Consider the following 17,271-nt stretch of genomic DNA (forward strand, 5'->3'; position numbering starts at 1 on the left):
TCCCTTATACGTTACAAGGAAATTCCGGTTTACAAAAAAATAAGTAAAAGAATTCCGACTACGAAGCAATAGTATGAAAAGTAAATCAAGTTCCCTCTAGCCATAATTCCCATGAACCATCTCATTGAAAAGTAGGTTACGATAAGGGTCGTAATGAACGCTAAAATGTAAGGTATAGCCAACTGCGCGCGGTGCGGATCGGTTACGATGTCAGATGCACCTAAAATTACCCCGCCGATGCTAATCGGAATGTAGAGCATAAAGGAAAATTTCAACGCTGTTTCTTGTTTCATCCCGACAGCAATAGATGCAATGACTGTTGCACCTGAGCGGCTTATTCCCGGAATAAGAGCCACCGCTTGAGCCAGACCCACCAGTACTGCGTCTTTCGCAGACAAATCTCCATCTCTTTTGCGCCCGCGAAGGTTTCGAATGAGCCACAGCGCAATTCCTGTGATCAGTAAACTAATCGCAACCGTATAGACAGAAGTGAATATTTCTTCAATTTTATCCTTGAATAGCACAGCCCCGATCGCAGCAGGGAGGGTACCAATAATTATGTATAGACAAAACATAAAATCTGCTCTGTACTCCGCATTGCGAGAGACTAGGAACCGCCAGCCTCCTACAATAAGTTTTTTGATATCTTCCCGAAAGATAAACATAATGGCAATCAGAGAGGCTGTGTTCGTCAAAATTTCAAAGGATAATCCGTTCTGTTCCATGCCAAGCAATCGTTGAACGATAATCAAATGTCCGCTTGAAGAAACCGGAATAGGCTCTGTAGCCCCTTGTACGACACCTAGTAACACATATTTCAACCATAAAATAAAGTCTTCCATTGTATCCTCCTACTCATTATTTTCGATTGGCTTTGACATATTTCAGTTGGGCCACAATGATGACACTAATAATCACCAAAAGGAACCACGAACTGATCTTGCTAAAACTGACCAGTTGCCAGGAGTCATGCTGGTCAGGATATTTCCAGCCGTTAAAAAATGTAGCTATATTTTCAGCGGTCCAGATGAAAAAACCTACGATGATAAAAGCGAGTGTTAACGGCATTCGATAGGTAGTTAATCGTACCCGATAGATAATCCATGTTTTTCGAAAAACAATAAATACAAGAGCGGTCAACCACCAACGAAAATCGGGAATAAAATGATGTGTGAAAAAGTTGATATAGATAGCTCCACCTAACAGAACTGAAGATGCAAACCCAGGCCAGCCCGTCATGTCCATACGCAATCTGCGCCATATTTGACACATAAAACTTGCTACACTTGCATACATAAATCCGCTATAAAGGGGGACACCAAAGAGCTTGGTATACCCAGGCTCAGGGTATGACCAGGAACCCATCCATACCTTATACATCTCCAGTACCAACCCAATCACGTGAAATATACATATGACTTTGATTTCATCACGTGTTTCCAATCCGCTCCGGTACATAAGGTATTGTACTGCTAATAATACAAGCAGAATGGCATCATAGCGATAAAGAAAGGGTATCTGAATTACGCTAGAAAGGGCCAACGTTCCAAAGATCGCCACAGGAAAAATGCAACTCATCGCCTGATGATAACCGAAATGCAGGAACTGTACTAAAGGTTTCAAGTTATGTTTATCTCCTTCCTAAGCCTTGTTCATAATAATATAGATATGGTCCGTTTGTAAAAAGAGAAAAAAAGATATACATATTTTCTTATTTTCAATTCGAGCTTATTCGAAGACAAATAAGGCCCCTCGTCAACTGGAGGGACCTTGTTTTTTGGCTAATCCATTTATGCATTTTCAGATAGCTTGTAGGCAGATTTAATCGTATGTTCGATGAGCGTCGCAATCGTTACAGGACCAACACCGCCCGGTACAGGTGTAATTGCTGAAGAAGGAACAAAGCAAGCTTCGTAGTCCACATCTCCGACGTTGCCTTTGTTATAACCTGCATCAATAACGACAGCACCTAGTTTAATCCAGTCTCCTTTAACAAAGAGCGGTTTTCCCACGGCTGCAATTATGATATCGCCAAGCTTCACAATTTCCTCCAGATTCACGGTTTTGGAGTGGCAAGTCGTCACCGTTGCATTCCGGTTTAGCAGCATGGCTGAGACAGGCTTGCCCAGAATTGGACTTCTTCCGATGACAACCGCATGTTTGCCCTCGATCTGAATATTGTAGAAATCCAGAATTCGCATAATAGCCTGTGGTGTACAGGAAGGGAATTCTGCGTCTCCAAAAGCATTAAGTGCAAAACCGAGGGTCGTTACACCGTCAACGTCCTTCTCGATACTAATGGCATCAAAAGCTGCTCTTTCATCGATATGATTCGGGACAGGGTGCTGAAGCAAAATACCGTGTACGGAAGGGTCATCATTTAGCTTGTTAATTTCTTGAATCAATTCATCCGTGGTGGTATCCGCAGAAAGAACGACCTTAATGGAATGCACGCCTAAACGAGCACAAGCATTTCCTTTCATCCGCACATAGGTCGCTGAAGAAGGATCATCTCCGACGAGAATTGTAGCGAGACTAGGCTGAATGCCTTTTTCCTTAAGAATGGCAACCTTCGAGGCCATGTCTTCCTTCATAAAGTCCGCTACCGTTTGTCCATTCAAGATCAGTTTGTCAGTACTCATTTTCACATCGCCCTTTCAACATAAAAAAGAGGCAAGGAAGTAAATATTCCTTACCTCTGCCCAGGCGTACGGCTTATTACAAAACCATATGCTCCCTCACGGTTCACCGTGTTCGCCAGTTACATATGATCGTTTAAATTGTTTAGATTGATAGTACTTGAAAAAGCAGAATTGTTCAATAGTTAATGGATTTCTCTTATCAAGAGAGATGACCTTAAGGATTAAGTATCTCTTCTATCAATGAAAATTCAACATGATCTACTTTCCAGCCCTTATTTGTATAGACGAGTGTGGCACTGCGGTAGAGTGTTTCCTTGTTACCATAAATGGAACTAGAACCAGAATATTGACTTAATCTAGCTGTATTGCTGTCAGGGTAAGTCAGGCCGGATTGGCTAATGATTTTGAATTTAAAGTCATATTCCAGCCCTTTATCCCGAATAATTTGATTGATAAAACGATCTGTAAAATAGGCGCTAAAGTATGTCCGAATTTGCTTAATGGACGACAGATTTGTCGCTTCATTTAATTTATCAACGAAGATTTGCTGTTGTTTGGCCGTTATTCTTTTTGTATTGGGCACTTGCACTTTGGGTTTTGCCATCGTTACCTGTAGTTGCTTACCATCAAGAGTAATGGTTGCTTGACTGGTTTGTTGATTCCATTGCACGTCAGCGCCTAAAGTTTGACTGATAAACCGCGCCGGGACATAGGTGGTGTTATCGTTTAATTCCGCAGGAACATCCAGAGAAACTTCCTCTTGGTTAACCAGTATCTTTTTAGAGTTAATGGTCAAAAGTATTGTCGTTTCACCTTTGGTAATGGTGATATTTTTTAGTTCTTTGTTCCAGTTAACTTCCGCTCCCAAGTTTTCGGACACTGCCCGTAACGGAATTAGAACACGATTATTTTTTAGCATGCCAGTATCCATTGTGATGTACTGGTTTGCAGCTTCCCCGGTAGCAGCAAAACTCGGCAGGATGAGCAGAGTCGTTGTCAGCAAGGAAATAGTGATTTTTTTAAACATAGGCTCCTCCTCTAAGGATTAATTATTTGAATATATAGACGTTATCAAAATAGAAAATGTTTCTTTATGTAAGATGCCATTCTCCAAGCAGTAAGGTAGCTTCAGTTGAGAAAAGGGCTTAATTCTAAATCTTTCTTTTTCTTTTATCAGAGGAAATAGTTGATAACTGTTCTCACTCATGATATATTGTTAAGAAGTAAACTATTTCAGATTAAATCCCTGAATTAGTTTAATCATTTAAGGGTTTTTTATTGTTTATAAGTAAATAAGGAGCGATTGAAGAATGGATTCAAACGATCGAACAAAACAGTTACTGTATGAGCAATTTATCCGATTTTTACATGTATATGAGAATCACAAGGATACGGAAATTGAACATTTTCTAAGTATCGCCCAGCGGGAAAGCATGGACAAAATCCCTCAGCATTTGACCGCGGTTCATATGATAGATTGCATTGGCAAGCATGAGCCTATTAACAACACAGGTATTGCCGACGCGATGAATTTGTCCAAAGCAAGCATTACCAAGATCGGCAACAAACTGCTGGAGGAAGGGTTCGTCAAACGTACGAAAATGAATGACAACAAGAAGGAGAGCTATTTCCGGTTGTCACCGCAAGGCAAAAAGATCTTTGAACTGCATGAACGTTTACATGTACTTGAGGCTGAACGGTTCTATCGTTCTTTGGACAAATATTCGGAACCGGAGCTGAAAATAATACATCAATTTCTTCAAGACAGCAGCATGGATATGGAATCCAGATAAACTGAAGGAGAGTGAAACACTTGAGTCTGGCAGAATTGATCAGGGAACGCAGAAGTATTCGTAAATGTAATTCTACACCGGTGGAACAGGAGTTGGTTGTTGAATTGCTGCGCAAGGCCACACGGCTTCAACCATCTGTTGAAGCTGGCTCATGGCGTGTTGTTTATGCCGGAACTCCCGAAGCACGCAAACGGCTAGTGGACTGCATGCTGGAACAGATGTCGCAGAGCAAGCTCGGCAAACTGATTCCGGGAAAACTGCTGGATGTGTTTAAAAAGAGATTCACTGATATTCCTGCCCATGTCATTGTTATGTCGACTGTAGGACCGGATCGTCTGACCAATGACCGCAATTATGCGGCTGCCTGCGGGATGATGCAGAGCTTCCAACTGCTGGGCTGGGAACACGGGTTAGGAATGCTGTGGGATACAGAGTCCATGATTCAGAATGAAGGGTTTTTCAAAGGAATTGGACTGCGTGAGGATGAAAGATTTGTTGGCATTCTTCATATGGGATATTACGACAAAGCGCCAAGAAGCCGGAAAAGAACACCAGCTGAGCAAAAGTGGACTGTATTTCAGGGTCAGACTACGTAGAAGGGGAGGATGTAAAAATGGAATTGTCCGATCTGCAAGGAGGCATACACAGTCCAAAAGATTTTTTGGATCGACCGGTATCGCAGGAGCTAATCCTTGAATTGCTCAATCACGCCGTGTGGGCGCCAAATGATGGACTTCGTGAGCCGTGGCGATTTATTTTTGCCGATAACCGTAATGGGAAACTCATGCAGGGATTGCAGGAGCACGCTCCAGCCTATCTTCTGATCTTGGTGAAGGAAGAGGCGGATCATCATAAGCGGGAAGAGGACTTTGCAGCAGTCTGCTGTCTGATCCAAAATTTTCGTTTGCTTGCCCATGAACAGGGCCTGGGTGTGCGCAGCACGTTGCATGACTGGATGTATGACAGGAGTCGTACTGAAACTCTTGGCGTACTGGGCAACGAGCGGATTGCTGCGGTACTAGAATTGGGATATGGCGCCGAACAGCCGGAAGGGAAAGCTGAGATAGCTGAGCCTCAGCTTCAGTTCGAACTGCTTTAGCGTGTAAGATGTAGGAAAGAGAATTCAAATGAATGAGGAACGACAAAACCTTGATCGGGATTGTCGTTCTTTTTTTATGTGGTTGCAAGCATCCATTTCCTAGCTGTTATAAACGAAACTTTGTTTCTCCAGAGGAGAATTTGCAAAATTTCTAATCTTGGATGAGTGCTGCTATCTGATCTTTCACATTGACATCACTCAATCCCCCGTGGTAACAAACGACAGATGTAATGTCGAGATCTGCATACTTTCTTAACGAGAGTTTTGCTGCGTTCATATCCGGTGTAGTCGGGGCGTGAATTCCCCCAAGCATACCGTCTACACTGTACATTGAATCCCCGGCAATGAGAGTTTTACTTTCCTTCAAATAAAGACTGATATGACCGGGTGTATGCCCAGGCGTGTGAATAACGCGAATCCCGCCGCAAAACGGCAGTTCCTGACCATCTATTAGGGTATGGTTCACTGTGCCCTTCGGGGTAGTCTCCAGGTGACCATCTTTTATAAGAGGCAGTTCCCCTTGGATGTAGGGCTTATCCAGTTCGTGTGCATATACTTTAATAGCGTTACCACGCGTCTGCAAAATCTCCGGTAGATTCCCTATATGATCGACATCCTGATGGGTCAAAATCACCGCCTTTAGTTTGTCTAACGAGACGCCAACTTTTTCCATTGCCACACGTAAATCCTCATATTGACCTGGAAAACCAGTGTCTATTAGAATAGTCATTTCTTGATCCTTTAAAAGAATAGGGTGTATCACATTCCCATGATAGTCCAGATGGAGCATTTCGACTCCCTTTGAAATTTCCATAATATTAGTCCTCCGTAGAAAGAAATAGTATCTCTTTGTAAACGAATCAACTTCGTAAAAAGATACGGGGTAGAATTGGAAAATAGATTTGTGTTTTCCTGTGAACCAAACCAAGTATAGGATGATCTAATGAATAGAAGGAATGAGAGGAAAGGGGGAGCATTGGTGGATTTATCAGAAAAAGCAGAACTTGCAAGACAAGGAGATAAGGAAGCTTTTGTGTTTTTAATACGTGCTGTCCAACAAAGCCTATTTGTTATAGGAAGATCAATTGTTAAAACGGATGAAGATTGTGCAGATGCGATACAGGAGACCATTGCCAAAGCTTTTTCTAATGTACATACACTGAAAGAGCCCACTTATTTTAAAACTTGGATCATTCGGATTTTAATCAATGAGTGTAATCGGATTATTAAGAAAAAGAAGCGAGTATCCCTTGTCCCTTATGATATGAGAAAGACATCTTATAAGGGGGATTTTGAACAAATTGAGCTGTTTGAGGTAATTGACGAATTGGAGGAACAGCTTCAAACCATCGTGACACTTTTTTATATCGAGGATTTATCGGTCAAGGAAATATCTAGAGTGCTTGAAGTTTCCGAAGGAACAGTAAAGTCAAGGTTATTCAGGGCCAGACGACAATTATCCGAGCTCGTTCTAGGGGAAGGAGAGGGAAAATATGAATTTTCATGATCCGGTTGACCGTGAGCTCAAGCAATTATTTGATGCTAAAAGAAAAGACCTGATCATTCCTGATACAGTACAACTTGCTATGGAGAACGCACTTTCCTCCATCTCTGAGCAGAATGTAAAAAAGAGATATCCCCATAAACGATGGAGATGGGCAGCAGCAGTTATAGCCCTCTTTATCATTCTAGGAGCGGTTTCGATTTATTCCGTGCCAACATTTGGTGAGATGATTCGGTCTTTATTTGCCAAGGATAACCCAGATATTGGACTTTTGCGGGCACAAGAATTGCGACTAGTGCATAATCCTCATATCAAAGTAAAGGACAAAGGTTATACGCTGGTAATTGATGAAGCTGTTGCAGATCCTACACGAGTGACGATGGCTCTTCAACTCTTTGATAAAAAAGGTAAGCACGATCGCGATAAGTTACACCTTGGAGATCCGAACAACATTACGATCAAAGATGCTAACGGTAAAGAATTAGACACCATGTACGATATGGGGTACACAAATGATTTTTATTATATGGTTGCTTTCTTCAATGAGCCATTGCAAACAGACAAGATTACAATAGAAGGGAATATTGGGACGCTTGGCAACAGGAACGAGCCTTCTATTAAAGGAGATTGGAACTTTAGCTTTGATATAGATATGAGAGAGGCTAACCAGCAAACGAAAATAGAAGAATTGTCAGGTAGCTACTCAACGCCACACGGAATGACTGTCACTTTAAAGAGGTTAACGAGAATGGTGCAGGGAGTCCGTTTTGAACTGGAGACTGAACTTAATGATGCTGCAATGGCAAGGTCTCCCGGTGATTTATCGGAAAAGCAGATGTTGAGCTTTCACTTTGAAACCATAGAGAATGAGGAAATTCATTCGGTGAATTCGAGAAAGAATGGTGACATGGTTAGTCTGATGTCTACTGATTATGCAGTCATTGGAGACGGGAAGATTCGTTGGAGTTATATTTTCAAGTACTTGCCAGAGCATGAACCGTATCGTTTTATTTTGGATGGTTACTCGGTCGCCGAAATAGACGGCAGCAAAATTTCCTTTAGCCCATCGGAGCTGATAGAACCCAAATCTTTTAAAATATTAACAGATCGCATAGAGTTGGTTGGGACGTCGCTTGAGGACTCACAAAACCCTGATGCCACATATGAAACGGCCGTATCGTTCTACGGGGAAATGGATAATGAAATAAACAATGAAGAATGGAAAGCATACGATTCAGCAGGCAAGCAGTATGACGTTAGTAAGAGGGGGGTCTCAACCTTAAAAAATACGCTTACTGATAATTGGAGAGAGGGATTTATTAGTATGGGAAATCGCGATACGCAGCAGCCTTATGAATTCCGGATTACGGGGTTAGACCACATCCCGGAGGAACTTATCCTGGTAAGACGAGTTGTAGATAAAAGGTACAAAGACCCTGACTGGTCTGTATTGCTAAAGTGATTTTTTAAATGTGTGGTCTATCGACCACTAATACCCTCATTATTACTTTCCATGCCGCCCTTCTGGGCGGCTTTTTGCATATTGTTTTCTTGTAGGTACAGGTCGATTTTTAGAAGGAGAGGAGACATAAATCTAAACATATTAGAGATTAATCTTTAGTTTGTCAGGTTTATATGTAACCGCAATCATCCTATAATTTAGTCATAAAGGAGGTAAAAGTAAAAAAAATATTGCATCAATTGGTAATTGAGAACTTCAACCGAGAATCAGACGAAAGCACTAGATCGGGCAAATATAATCATATTGGGAGGTAGAGTATGTTTAAATTTAGCAAAAAAATGTTGACGGTGCTTCTTGCGGCTTCCATGAGTTTTGGCGTGATTGCAGCAACCTCAAGTGCAGCGACAGATTATTGGCAAAATTGGACCGATGGCGGCGGCACGGTCAATGCCGTGAATGGATCAGGCGGCAATTACAGTGTGACATGGCAAAATAGCGGTAATTTTGTTGTCGGTAAAGGCTGGAATGTCGGATCTCCAAACCGGACAATTAACTATAATGCTGGCGTTTGGTCTCCATCCGGTAATGGATATTTGACACTTTACGGGTGGACAAGAAATGCACTCATTGAATATTACGTCGTAGATAGCTGGGGCACGTATCGACCAACAGGAACGCTTAAAGGTACCGTCACCAGTGACGGAGGAACCTATGACATCTATACAACAATGCGATACAACGCACCTTCCATTGACGGCACACAAACCTTTGCCCAGTACTGGAGCGTAAGACAGTCGAAGAGAGCGACCGGGGTTAACTCCGCTATTACGTTCAGTAACCATGTGAACGCATGGGCAAGCAAAGGAATGAATCTGGGTAGCAGTTGGTCTTACCAGGTGTTAGCGACAGAAGGATATCAAAGCAGCGGAAGTTCCAACGTAACGGTGTGGTAAGCAAACCCATGGTGACTCATTAAATGAAAGTAAATCAGATTCTTATACATTAGGGACAGGCTCAATGCCTTTTCCTCAGTTCTACCATCAGTCCGGATATGTTGAAGGCCGTTTCAGTCAGACAAATGGCCTTCGACGTTGCCGGATGAGAATGGCAGGCATCATAGCCAATTATTTTCCCATTAGCTTAAAGGAGATTGTTCAATGAGAAAGCTATTAATGTTCTTTTTAATAGCAACAATGCTAGTGATTAGTGCTTGTTCGCAGGATAAACCCGAACCGAAGGATAACCTTGTATTCGTGCAAGGTGGAACGTTTAAGAACAACAAGTCCAATTTTGCTGGAAGAAATGCGACCCTGTCGAACTTTTATATCGGGAAATATGAGGTAACTCAAAAAGAGTGGGAAGATGTCATGGGAAATAAACCCTCTGGATTCAAAGGAGATCAATTACCGGTAGAAATGGTGAGTTGGTATGACGCGGTAGAGTATTGCAATCAAAGAAGTATACAAGAGGGCTTGAAGCCTCATTACAACATAGATAAGGATACCCAAGACCTGAATAATAAGAATGATAACGATAATATAAAATGGACAGTAACGATTAATGAGGGAGCTAACGGTTACCGACTGCCTACAGAAGCGGAATGGGAATATGCCGCAAGTGGAGGTCAGGAGAGCAAGAATTACACATACAGCGGCAGCAACAACGCCGACGAAGTCGCATGGTATTGGAAGAACGCCGGGGACAAAATCTTAACTGGAGATTGGAACTGGCCAGCCATAGAGAGCAACAAAAATAAAACCAAATCGATTGGTACCCAGAAGCCCAACGAGCTTGGAATTTACGATATGTCTGGCAATGTACGAGAGTGGTGCTGGGACTGGTACAGCGATGCTGAGAGCCAAATTGCTTCATTTCGGGTTGTGAAGGGCGGGGGCTGGATCGGCGGTGTTAACAATAACGAGATCGCTTTTCGAGGCAAATTCGATGCAAATGGTTTTGGTCCGGATCAGGGTTTTCGTGTTGTTCGCGGAGAATAGTCGAAACGTTGTAAAGTACCCAAATAGTTTAAGACGGCCTCATAAGCTGTAAAGTAGGTCGTTGAACAAAAAGAGATGCCCACGCTAATGTAGATTAGCCAGGGCATCTCTTTTTGAAATGCTTGTATTTCATTCTAATGCACAGGATCGGAAACTTGATGCATTGTCGTACAATTTGAACCTTTATTTTGCAGGATCAAAAAGTATCCTACGACACAAAAATGATCGGATCATACAAAAAAGTGCGTACTATTCAACGATTAGAGAACCTGATAATCTAACATTCGAACGGCATGTTGAATTGTCGTTCAATATAAAAATCGTACTGAAGGGGTGGAAAAAATGCCAGAGTATCAACTTCACTTGAAAGATAAACGTATCGTATGGGGAAACGCAATAGATGTAGAGACTCTCATTGGCACATATCCACAAGACTCGATTAGACCAGGCGAGAATGCGGCTTTGGATTGGAAATTGCCCGACGGAATATATAGAGCAAAAGAGGTCGTCATAGAGCTGGATAAACTGCTTGAGGCGATACTGGTTCAGCTGGGCGATCCGATAGATGGTAATCCTTCGGTGTTATTGGACAGCCTTCAGGCCAATTTGGCGATCTCCGGTGATCTTTCATCACTACCGCTTGGACCGTTGGCTTTGAAGGATAAAGCGGGTGTTGAACTTACAGCACAGGCGGCACGCATTGGTGAACAATTGGTTCTTTGGGCACGAGAGATTAATTCTGATAAGAAGGCACTGGCGCAATATGGACCGGAAACTCTTGGAGAGCTGGAATTTAGAAGTCATTGCTACGGTCATACCCTGATACCGGAAGCTATTGCTCAGGTTTGGGGACCCGCTGGGGGACCAAGAGTTATGCAGTTATATAATGAATACTTGCACCAATTTGTATTGCTGCGGGATGCATTACTTCCCTTTGCCAATTGGGAACAAGTACCGTTTGAAGTCAAGGAATACACGCAATCCAAAGGATTACGTTTTCTGGAGCCTGCCCGTAAGGTCTTTTTAACTCAATTACTCGGGAAGGAATTAACTCACAAGGCGATTGTCCAGTATGCACAGAGTGTGCTTAGCTCGGGTTTGACTTCTGCTGGTTACGGCTTTCAATATTCTTTGGGAACCGTATTGCCAGCTGGCTTGGGAGAGTCGGCTGGTACGGCTGCACGTTATCTTCTGAAGTGGCATCCGGTACAAACCCTTGAGATTGAAGATACAAAAGATATAGTTGCCATCTCTTTCGAATATGAATATGACGATTATTATGCTGCACCACGCGACGAAGCAGGAACGGGTATACCTGGCAGCAAGGATTACCTTCACATTTCAGAAGACCACAGTGATCTTCCATTCATCGCACGGCTGCTTCCGAATACAGAGTCAGATCGAACAACAGTGCGTTTCAGTGTGGAGAGAGAAGGTCATGCATCATCTACTGTAGATCTTGGTCAGCTTTTTAGGGGACATCGATTTTCATATCGGCCTGAAAAGAACAACCATTCCAAGGATGCTACTGTGAAGCGAACATCGACCAGCATCCATCGGGTAGCAGACATTTTGTCACATTCCGGATTGGTGACAAATACGGATAATGGAGTCCATGTCATACCAACAGGCGGAAATGAACTTGTACAGTGGGCTTTGTTAGGCAAGCTGTATCCCGAAAATGTGGTGTTATTGGCTAAAGGAGATCAAGAGGAGCTGGAAACAGCTTTGGTTTCGGGCAAGGGGTATGGAACGCAATTTCTGGTGTTGTAATGCCTTAAACCATTTGTGACAGATGATATGACGGCGGCAGCGTATTCGTACAGAGCTGCTGCCGTCAAAGTACGACTACTTTAATTTACGTTAACGATGTCGCGGCGAGAATCATCATTGTCGCAAGATACTTCGTCGGGGAATTTCTCGATATAAGTCGTTCCAAACTTGCACAACATCTGTAGCATGGGGGCCAGTTCCTCGCCCAGATCGGACAAATAATATTCTACTTTTGCTGGTGCAACCGGATAGACCTTGCGAATAATCAGACCGTCACTTTCAAGCATTCTGAGCTGCATCGTAATCATGCGTTGGGTTGCGTCAGGAAGAAGTCGCTGAAGCTCATTAAACCGAATGGGACCTTTAGTTAAGTGATTGAGTATAGAAATTTTCCATTTACCGCTAAGTAAGCTCATGACAATTTCCGAGGTACAGCGATAGGTTTTATTTCTAAAGTTAATCATCCTCCAACACATCTCTTTCACCTTGATTTTGTACTCCCCACTCACATAAACCTTCCAGAACGGGCAATAACGTTTCGGCTTTATCGGTCAGTCTGTACTCGACTTTAGGCGGGACTTGTGGATACTCTTTCCGTTCGACCATACCATCCGCTTCCAATTCTTTTAGTTGTGAACTCAGTGTTTTAAACGTAATCGCTCCAATTTGTCTTTTCAGTTCATTAAAGCGTACAGGTTGGTTTTCTGCCAAAAGATAAATGATGACCATTTTCCATTTGCCGCCAATGACAGACAGTGTATAGCCAAAAGGCGTATCTTGAATATGTTTAACCTTACCTTGATATTCAGCCATGCTCATATTTATGCTATCCTTTCGGGTAGTACCTGTCATAATAGTGCGTACTACTTTTTGATTTGCGTTCAGTTTATACTAACCTTACTTTGAAGTAAAGGAGAGAAAAACATGAATCAAAAAACAATACGTCTGTTAATGCCACAATGGCAAGGGGGAAATAACCCTAACTACTCTTTTGGGGCGGAACTGCTTGCCTGGCTGGCTCCTGATAATGATCAACCACTGATTCAAGTTCCTGTACAAGCATATGATGGAACCCCACTGGAAAACGAGAATGGTGTAAATGGGAGAAAACAGCTCATTGAACAACTGGAAGCAGCCCAGCATATTATTCATGCTCACAAGCCTGACCGCATCGTCATGTTTGGTGGGGACTGCTTGGTCGAACAAGCTCCGTTTGCCTATTTAAATGAACGATATAATGGAGAATTAGGCTTGATCTGGATCGACGCGCACAGTGATTTGGTTGGTTACGTGGGTTATGATAACGGACATACGCTACCTCTGGGCAATCTTTTGGGAGAAGGGGATGAAGAGTTTGCAAAACATGTAAAAATCCCTCTAAAACCTGAAAATGTCTTTATCGCGGGGTTGGCAACACCTACAGAACAGGAAGGCGAATTAATCTCAGAAGCGTTTGAACGATTAGGTATAACGACTGCAGAATCAGATACAGAAATGATTCTAAGACTTGGCATTAAAACTGCCGGAGCCGAAGAATTAACGAAAAGTACAGAATCCATCAAAGAGTGGATCAAAGAAAGCGGTATTAAGCACCTGGCTATTCATCTGGATCTAGATGTGCTTGATCCTAAGGCTTTTCGCTCGTTATTATTCGCGAATCCTGAAGGACCTTATACTTTCTCTCCTGCAGGAAGCTTGCAAATCCCTCAGCTCCTTCATCTGCTCAAAGAACTGTCCGAAGAAACAGATGTCGTGGGATTGGGTATAACTGAGCATATGCCATGGGATTCAATTAACCTGAAAAACCTGCTGGGGGAAATACCTATTTTAAATAAATAATATCATTCAATATACTCACCAACGGATTTATAATAATAGGCTGACCATAAAAAATACACTCAGACACTTTATCATTGTGTGAAGTGTATTTTTTTATGACTGTACGTGAGATAAAAACTTAAATAACATTTGGGTGCTGATGATTTGAAGTTATGGCTGGTGATCTGGTGATCTGGGATGCTTTGTAAGACACCCTTGGTCATTTACCTACATACATTATCTCAGGACAAATGACTATTGAAGTCAGTCATGGAGGGAATTGATCTAATGTCAATTAATCATCATTCTAATACAACACATCCTTATTGGATCGAGAACGTGGGCGTGAGAGAGAGGGAGCCCATGATTCCTCATCCTGTTGTTGTGGAGGTTAGGCAAGTCGCATCCAATCAAATTGTAGTGACGTACGATCAGCCAGCGGATTTAGCATCAGCAACAAACATATCGAATTATTGGATAAGAAGTAATATGTCTAGTCCATCAGATATAGCCAGTGTAGGAATGGGAGAAGCCATCACGAAAGAAAACACGATTCGTGCTGATCGGGGGATGATAGCTCCTATTAATAATTCCAAAACGAGATTTGTTATAACCTTCAATGTTAATGCGACTATGGGTGTTCTTTATATTTTGCTTCCATGCTTTGTGAATTTGGAGGGGAGATCCGGATTCACTGGTGGAAATTGGGGACCGTTCAGCAGAAATATGTTTATTGGATTGTAGTAAACAGTTCAATAGGGCATGAACAAAGAAAGTCGCCAGAAATGGCGACTTTTTTATCGATAGAAAGGGTCAGATATCAAGTTTACGTGTACCAAGCCATTTCACCATTTCTGGGTCGTTATGAGAAAAGAACAGACTCTGCTTCGTATCTAATGCAGTAATCGATTCCATATCATTTTGGCTTAATTCAAAGTCAAAGATATTGAAGTTCTCAACAATTCTTTCTTTACGAACAGATTTCGGGATTACAACGACTTCTCTTTGTGTCAACCAGCGTAAAACGACCTGAGCAACGGATTTATTCACCTTTTCCGCAATGGACACCAATACTTCATTCTGGAACAGATCATTTCTTCCTTCAGCAAAAGGGGCCCAGGATTGAATCTGAACATTATTCTCTTTCATAAATGCAGCACTCTCGATTTGTTGATTGAAAGGGTGTGTTTCAACCTGGTTTACCGCAGGAACTACCTCATTATGAATGATTAAATCGATCAGACGATCCATCTGGAAGTTACTAACCCCAATGGCACGGACCTTTCCTTCACGATACAATTCCTCCATTGCGCGCCAAGAGCCGTACACATCTCCAAATGGCTGGTGAATCAAATACAGATCCAACACATCCAATTGCAATCGTTCCAGAGATTTTTCGAATGCATTTTTAGTGTTTTCATATCCAGTATCCTGAACCCAAAGCTTCGTAGTAATAAATAACTCTTCTCTTGCGACACCACTTCGTTTAATGGCTCGACCAACGGCTTCTTCATTCAGATATGAGGCAGCTGTATCAATCAGGCTATATCCTGCCATAATGGCATCGTAAACGCTTTGTTCGCATTCATTTTGATCTGCAATTTGATAAACACCAAAACCCATAATGGGCATCTCCACACCATTGTTAAGTATTACTTTTTCCATGTTAAGCCCTCCTTATTATAGGTTAATTATGTACCAAATCATAATTCTAGCGTTATATCATTCATATCAAATGTTTGCCTAATTATCTCACAGGACGTATGAAATTCACTCTTGACCTTCAAATAAAAGACTTCTATTCTGCCTCGAATAGAAGTCTTTGGATTTCCTTCAGAATTTTCCACTTTTCCAACCATCCAAGCGGATCGAAAGAACTAACCTTTCTTCTTACAGCTTGACCCAGGCCACCAGCCCATCGGGTTGATCCGGGTTAATACCATTGCGTTCGGCATTTGCCAAAGCAGCGATTTGCGAGATGAAAATGAAAGGGATACCCCGCACCGCTGTATTGAGCGGATGACTTGTTGTGATCTCAAGGTCGATAAATTCCTGTGGGATGCCCATCGCACGATCGGCAAACGTAATAATGGTGGCTCCACGCTCCTTAATATCCCTCAACAGATTGCGCTGATGCTCAATACCGCTGTCCGACAAGGCAGCGATCACTAAAGTATCCGAACCCACGGTCACCATCGGCCCGTGCCGAACGTCAAGAAGATGGTATGCGTGGGCTTGTGTCTTGGCAATTTCGGTCAGAGCGATGGCACCCTCGGCTGCCAGCCCTTGTAGTTCACCGTCTGCAAGGAGGACTGCATTCGTCCAGTTGAAGTCGGAGACGTGGCGGATGCTGTCCTCTACACGTGCCATGTAGGCTTCACCTTGGTGAATCGCTTCCTGCATATCGATAATCAGCTCCTCATCATCAGCAAGAAAAGCGGCAAGAAGCAGATTGGCTGCATACAGATTGGTTACTGTGCGGGTCTGGCAAACACTATGGTCGAAAGCCCATGGCAGTTCCAGAGGGAAATCAGCGCTTTTGGATAACGGCGAGTCCGTTACACAAGAAATCGTTAATAAAGGAATACGTTGATCGGACTGGAGTAAACGCAACGCTTCAACGACCTCACTAGTGCTGCCAGATCGTGACGGCGCTATGATCAGGCTACCCTCCAGCATGGGACGATAGCGGTCTGCATGGAGCATGAGATCACCAGCGGCAAGTGACATCGCAGGCAGGCCAGCACGCAAACGGAAGGAAAAAGCGGCCGCTTCGCTCAAGCAATAGCTGGACCCGGCGCCAACAAAGGTTACGGAGGTAATCCCTTGAGCTTGGACAAAGGCAGTAAATTCCGTGCGCTTGGCCAGTAAATAGTTGTAGGTCTGCTGCAGGGCCTTATATTGTTCTTTTACTTCACGATACGTCAAACTCATAAAAATACCTCCCGGGAACGATTTAGATTGATAACTTCAGTTTGTGATCTTTTCGATCAAATATATAGTTAAATGATTGTGTTAATCATAATTATGCCTTTATATCCCTCTAAATTGCAATAGTTTTCCAAAATAATGATTGATTTAATCAAATAAAAAGATTATTATGATCACAAGCTAGAAATTATCAAATGTTTCCCAATCTCATCTGACCCGTGAAGGGAGGTGCAGGATCGTTCAAATCGTCGC

The 17,271-nt window shown here is 42.7% G+C and carries 19 protein-coding genes and 1 riboswitch; of the genes, 10 read left to right on the forward strand and 9 right to left on the reverse strand.

The annotated features are described in order from the left end of the window. Positions 1 to 29 precede the first annotated feature (29 nt). The 4 genes from ACDJ58_RS13635 to ACDJ58_RS13650 form a co-directional block, all read right to left on the reverse strand. Positions 30 to 842 carry an undecaprenyl-diphosphate phosphatase gene (locus tag ACDJ58_RS13635; protein ID WP_413378731.1) on the reverse strand — a complete coding sequence of 271 codons (813 nt, stop codon included), beginning with the start codon at positions 840 to 842 and terminating at the stop codon, positions 30 to 32. A 16-nt stretch (positions 843 to 858) separates the two neighbouring features. Next, positions 859 to 1,623 (reverse strand): DUF817 domain-containing protein, encoded by a 765-nt coding sequence (locus tag ACDJ58_RS13640; protein WP_413378733.1) that lies wholly within the window; start codon positions 1,621 to 1,623, stop codon positions 859 to 861. A 167-nt stretch (positions 1,624 to 1,790) separates the two neighbouring features. Next, complete coding sequence (locus tag ACDJ58_RS13645; protein ID WP_413378735.1) at positions 1,791 to 2,642, reverse strand: bifunctional 5,10-methylenetetrahydrofolate dehydrogenase/5,10-methenyltetrahydrofolate cyclohydrolase; 852 nt, start codon at positions 2,640 to 2,642, stop codon at positions 1,791 to 1,793. 51 nt (positions 2,643 to 2,693) lie between these two features. Continuing rightward, a riboswitch (ZMP/ZTP riboswitch) is annotated at positions 2,694 to 2,775 on the reverse strand. Positions 2,776 to 2,856: 81 nt separating this feature from the next. After that, positions 2,857 to 3,669 carry a stalk domain-containing protein gene (locus ACDJ58_RS13650; RefSeq protein WP_413378737.1) on the reverse strand — a complete coding sequence of 271 codons (813 nt, stop codon included), beginning with the start codon at positions 3,667 to 3,669 and terminating at the stop codon, positions 2,857 to 2,859. A gap of 283 nt (positions 3,670 to 3,952) precedes the next feature. On the opposite strand from ACDJ58_RS13650, the gene ACDJ58_RS13655 reads away from it, so the two are divergent. The 3 genes from ACDJ58_RS13655 to ACDJ58_RS13665 are packed head-to-tail and all read left to right on the forward strand — an operon-like array spanning position 3,953 to position 5,534. After that, positions 3,953 to 4,435, forward strand: coding sequence for a MarR family transcriptional regulator (locus tag ACDJ58_RS13655; RefSeq protein WP_413378739.1), 483 nt, complete (start codon positions 3,953 to 3,955; stop codon positions 4,433 to 4,435). Positions 4,436 to 4,446: 11 nt separating this feature from the next. Further along, complete coding sequence (locus ACDJ58_RS13660) at positions 4,447 to 5,031, forward strand: nitroreductase (RefSeq protein ID WP_413378741.1); 585 nt, start codon at positions 4,447 to 4,449, stop codon at positions 5,029 to 5,031. Between the two features lie 17 nt (positions 5,032 to 5,048). Beyond that, on the forward strand, positions 5,049 to 5,534 hold the full coding sequence (locus tag ACDJ58_RS13665) for a nitroreductase family protein (RefSeq protein WP_413378743.1): 486 nt from the start codon (positions 5,049 to 5,051) through the stop codon (positions 5,532 to 5,534). A gap of 151 nt (positions 5,535 to 5,685) precedes the next feature. Here ACDJ58_RS13665 and ACDJ58_RS13670 read toward each other — a convergent pair whose 3' ends face one another. Beyond that, positions 5,686 to 6,348 carry an MBL fold metallo-hydrolase gene (locus tag ACDJ58_RS13670; protein WP_413378745.1) on the reverse strand — a complete coding sequence of 221 codons (663 nt, stop codon included), beginning with the start codon at positions 6,346 to 6,348 and terminating at the stop codon, positions 5,686 to 5,688. Positions 6,349 to 6,513: 165 nt separating this feature from the next. On the opposite strand from ACDJ58_RS13670, the gene ACDJ58_RS13675 reads away from it, so the two are divergent. From ACDJ58_RS13675 to ACDJ58_RS13695, 5 genes are all read left to right on the forward strand, one after another. Beyond that, complete coding sequence (locus tag ACDJ58_RS13675) at positions 6,514 to 7,041, forward strand: sigma-70 family RNA polymerase sigma factor (RefSeq protein WP_413378747.1); 528 nt, start codon at positions 6,514 to 6,516, stop codon at positions 7,039 to 7,041. After that, the gene (locus ACDJ58_RS13680; protein WP_413378748.1) at positions 7,028 to 8,500 is read left to right on the forward strand and encodes a DUF4179 domain-containing protein; all 1,473 of its coding nucleotides are present in this window, start codon (positions 7,028 to 7,030) and stop codon (positions 8,498 to 8,500) included. The genes ACDJ58_RS13675 and ACDJ58_RS13680 overlap by 14 nt, the downstream gene beginning before the upstream one ends. Before the next feature lie 317 nt (positions 8,501 to 8,817). After that, complete coding sequence (locus tag ACDJ58_RS13685; RefSeq protein WP_413378750.1) at positions 8,818 to 9,453, forward strand: glycoside hydrolase family 11 protein; 636 nt, start codon at positions 8,818 to 8,820, stop codon at positions 9,451 to 9,453. A gap of 204 nt (positions 9,454 to 9,657) precedes the next feature. Next, on the forward strand, positions 9,658 to 10,497 hold the full coding sequence (locus ACDJ58_RS13690) for a formylglycine-generating enzyme family protein (RefSeq protein WP_413378752.1): 840 nt from the start codon (positions 9,658 to 9,660) through the stop codon (positions 10,495 to 10,497). A 342-nt stretch (positions 10,498 to 10,839) separates the two neighbouring features. Further along, a complete protein-coding gene (locus tag ACDJ58_RS13695; protein WP_413378754.1) occupies positions 10,840 to 12,270 on the forward strand; it encodes a hypothetical protein in 1,431 nt (476 codons plus the stop codon). 80 nt (positions 12,271 to 12,350) lie between these two features. Here the strand turns inward: ACDJ58_RS13695 and ACDJ58_RS13700 are convergent, their stop codons facing one another. Continuing rightward, positions 12,351 to 12,734 carry a winged helix-turn-helix transcriptional regulator gene (locus ACDJ58_RS13700; protein WP_090897836.1) on the reverse strand — a complete coding sequence of 128 codons (384 nt, stop codon included), beginning with the start codon at positions 12,732 to 12,734 and terminating at the stop codon, positions 12,351 to 12,353. Beyond that, positions 12,727 to 13,089, reverse strand: a complete 363-nt coding sequence (locus tag ACDJ58_RS13705; RefSeq protein WP_413378756.1) for a winged helix-turn-helix transcriptional regulator — start codon at positions 13,087 to 13,089, stop codon at positions 12,727 to 12,729. The genes ACDJ58_RS13700 and ACDJ58_RS13705 overlap by 8 nt, the downstream gene beginning before the upstream one ends. A 105-nt stretch (positions 13,090 to 13,194) precedes the next feature. On the opposite strand from ACDJ58_RS13705, the gene ACDJ58_RS13710 reads away from it, so the two are divergent. Further along, on the forward strand, positions 13,195 to 14,109 hold the full coding sequence (locus tag ACDJ58_RS13710) for an arginase family protein (RefSeq protein ID WP_413378758.1): 915 nt from the start codon (positions 13,195 to 13,197) through the stop codon (positions 14,107 to 14,109). Positions 14,110 to 14,376: 267 nt separating this feature from the next. After that, complete coding sequence (locus ACDJ58_RS13715) at positions 14,377 to 14,832, forward strand: hypothetical protein (protein WP_413378760.1); 456 nt, start codon at positions 14,377 to 14,379, stop codon at positions 14,830 to 14,832. A gap of 69 nt (positions 14,833 to 14,901) precedes the next feature. On the opposite strand, the gene ACDJ58_RS13720 is transcribed toward ACDJ58_RS13715, so the two are convergent. Further along, entirely contained in the window at positions 14,902 to 15,753 is an 852-nt protein-coding gene (locus ACDJ58_RS13720; protein WP_413378762.1) for an aldo/keto reductase, read from the reverse strand. A 225-nt stretch (positions 15,754 to 15,978) separates the two neighbouring features. Further along, positions 15,979 to 17,022 carry an SIS domain-containing protein gene (locus tag ACDJ58_RS13725; protein WP_413378764.1) on the reverse strand — a complete coding sequence of 348 codons (1,044 nt, stop codon included), beginning with the start codon at positions 17,020 to 17,022 and terminating at the stop codon, positions 15,979 to 15,981. Positions 17,023 to 17,271: the final 249 nt, after the last annotated feature.

It is taken from the genome of Paenibacillus taichungensis (assembly GCF_047302525.1).
Classification (GTDB): Bacteria; Bacillota; Bacilli; order Paenibacillales; family Paenibacillaceae; genus Paenibacillus; species Paenibacillus taichungensis_B.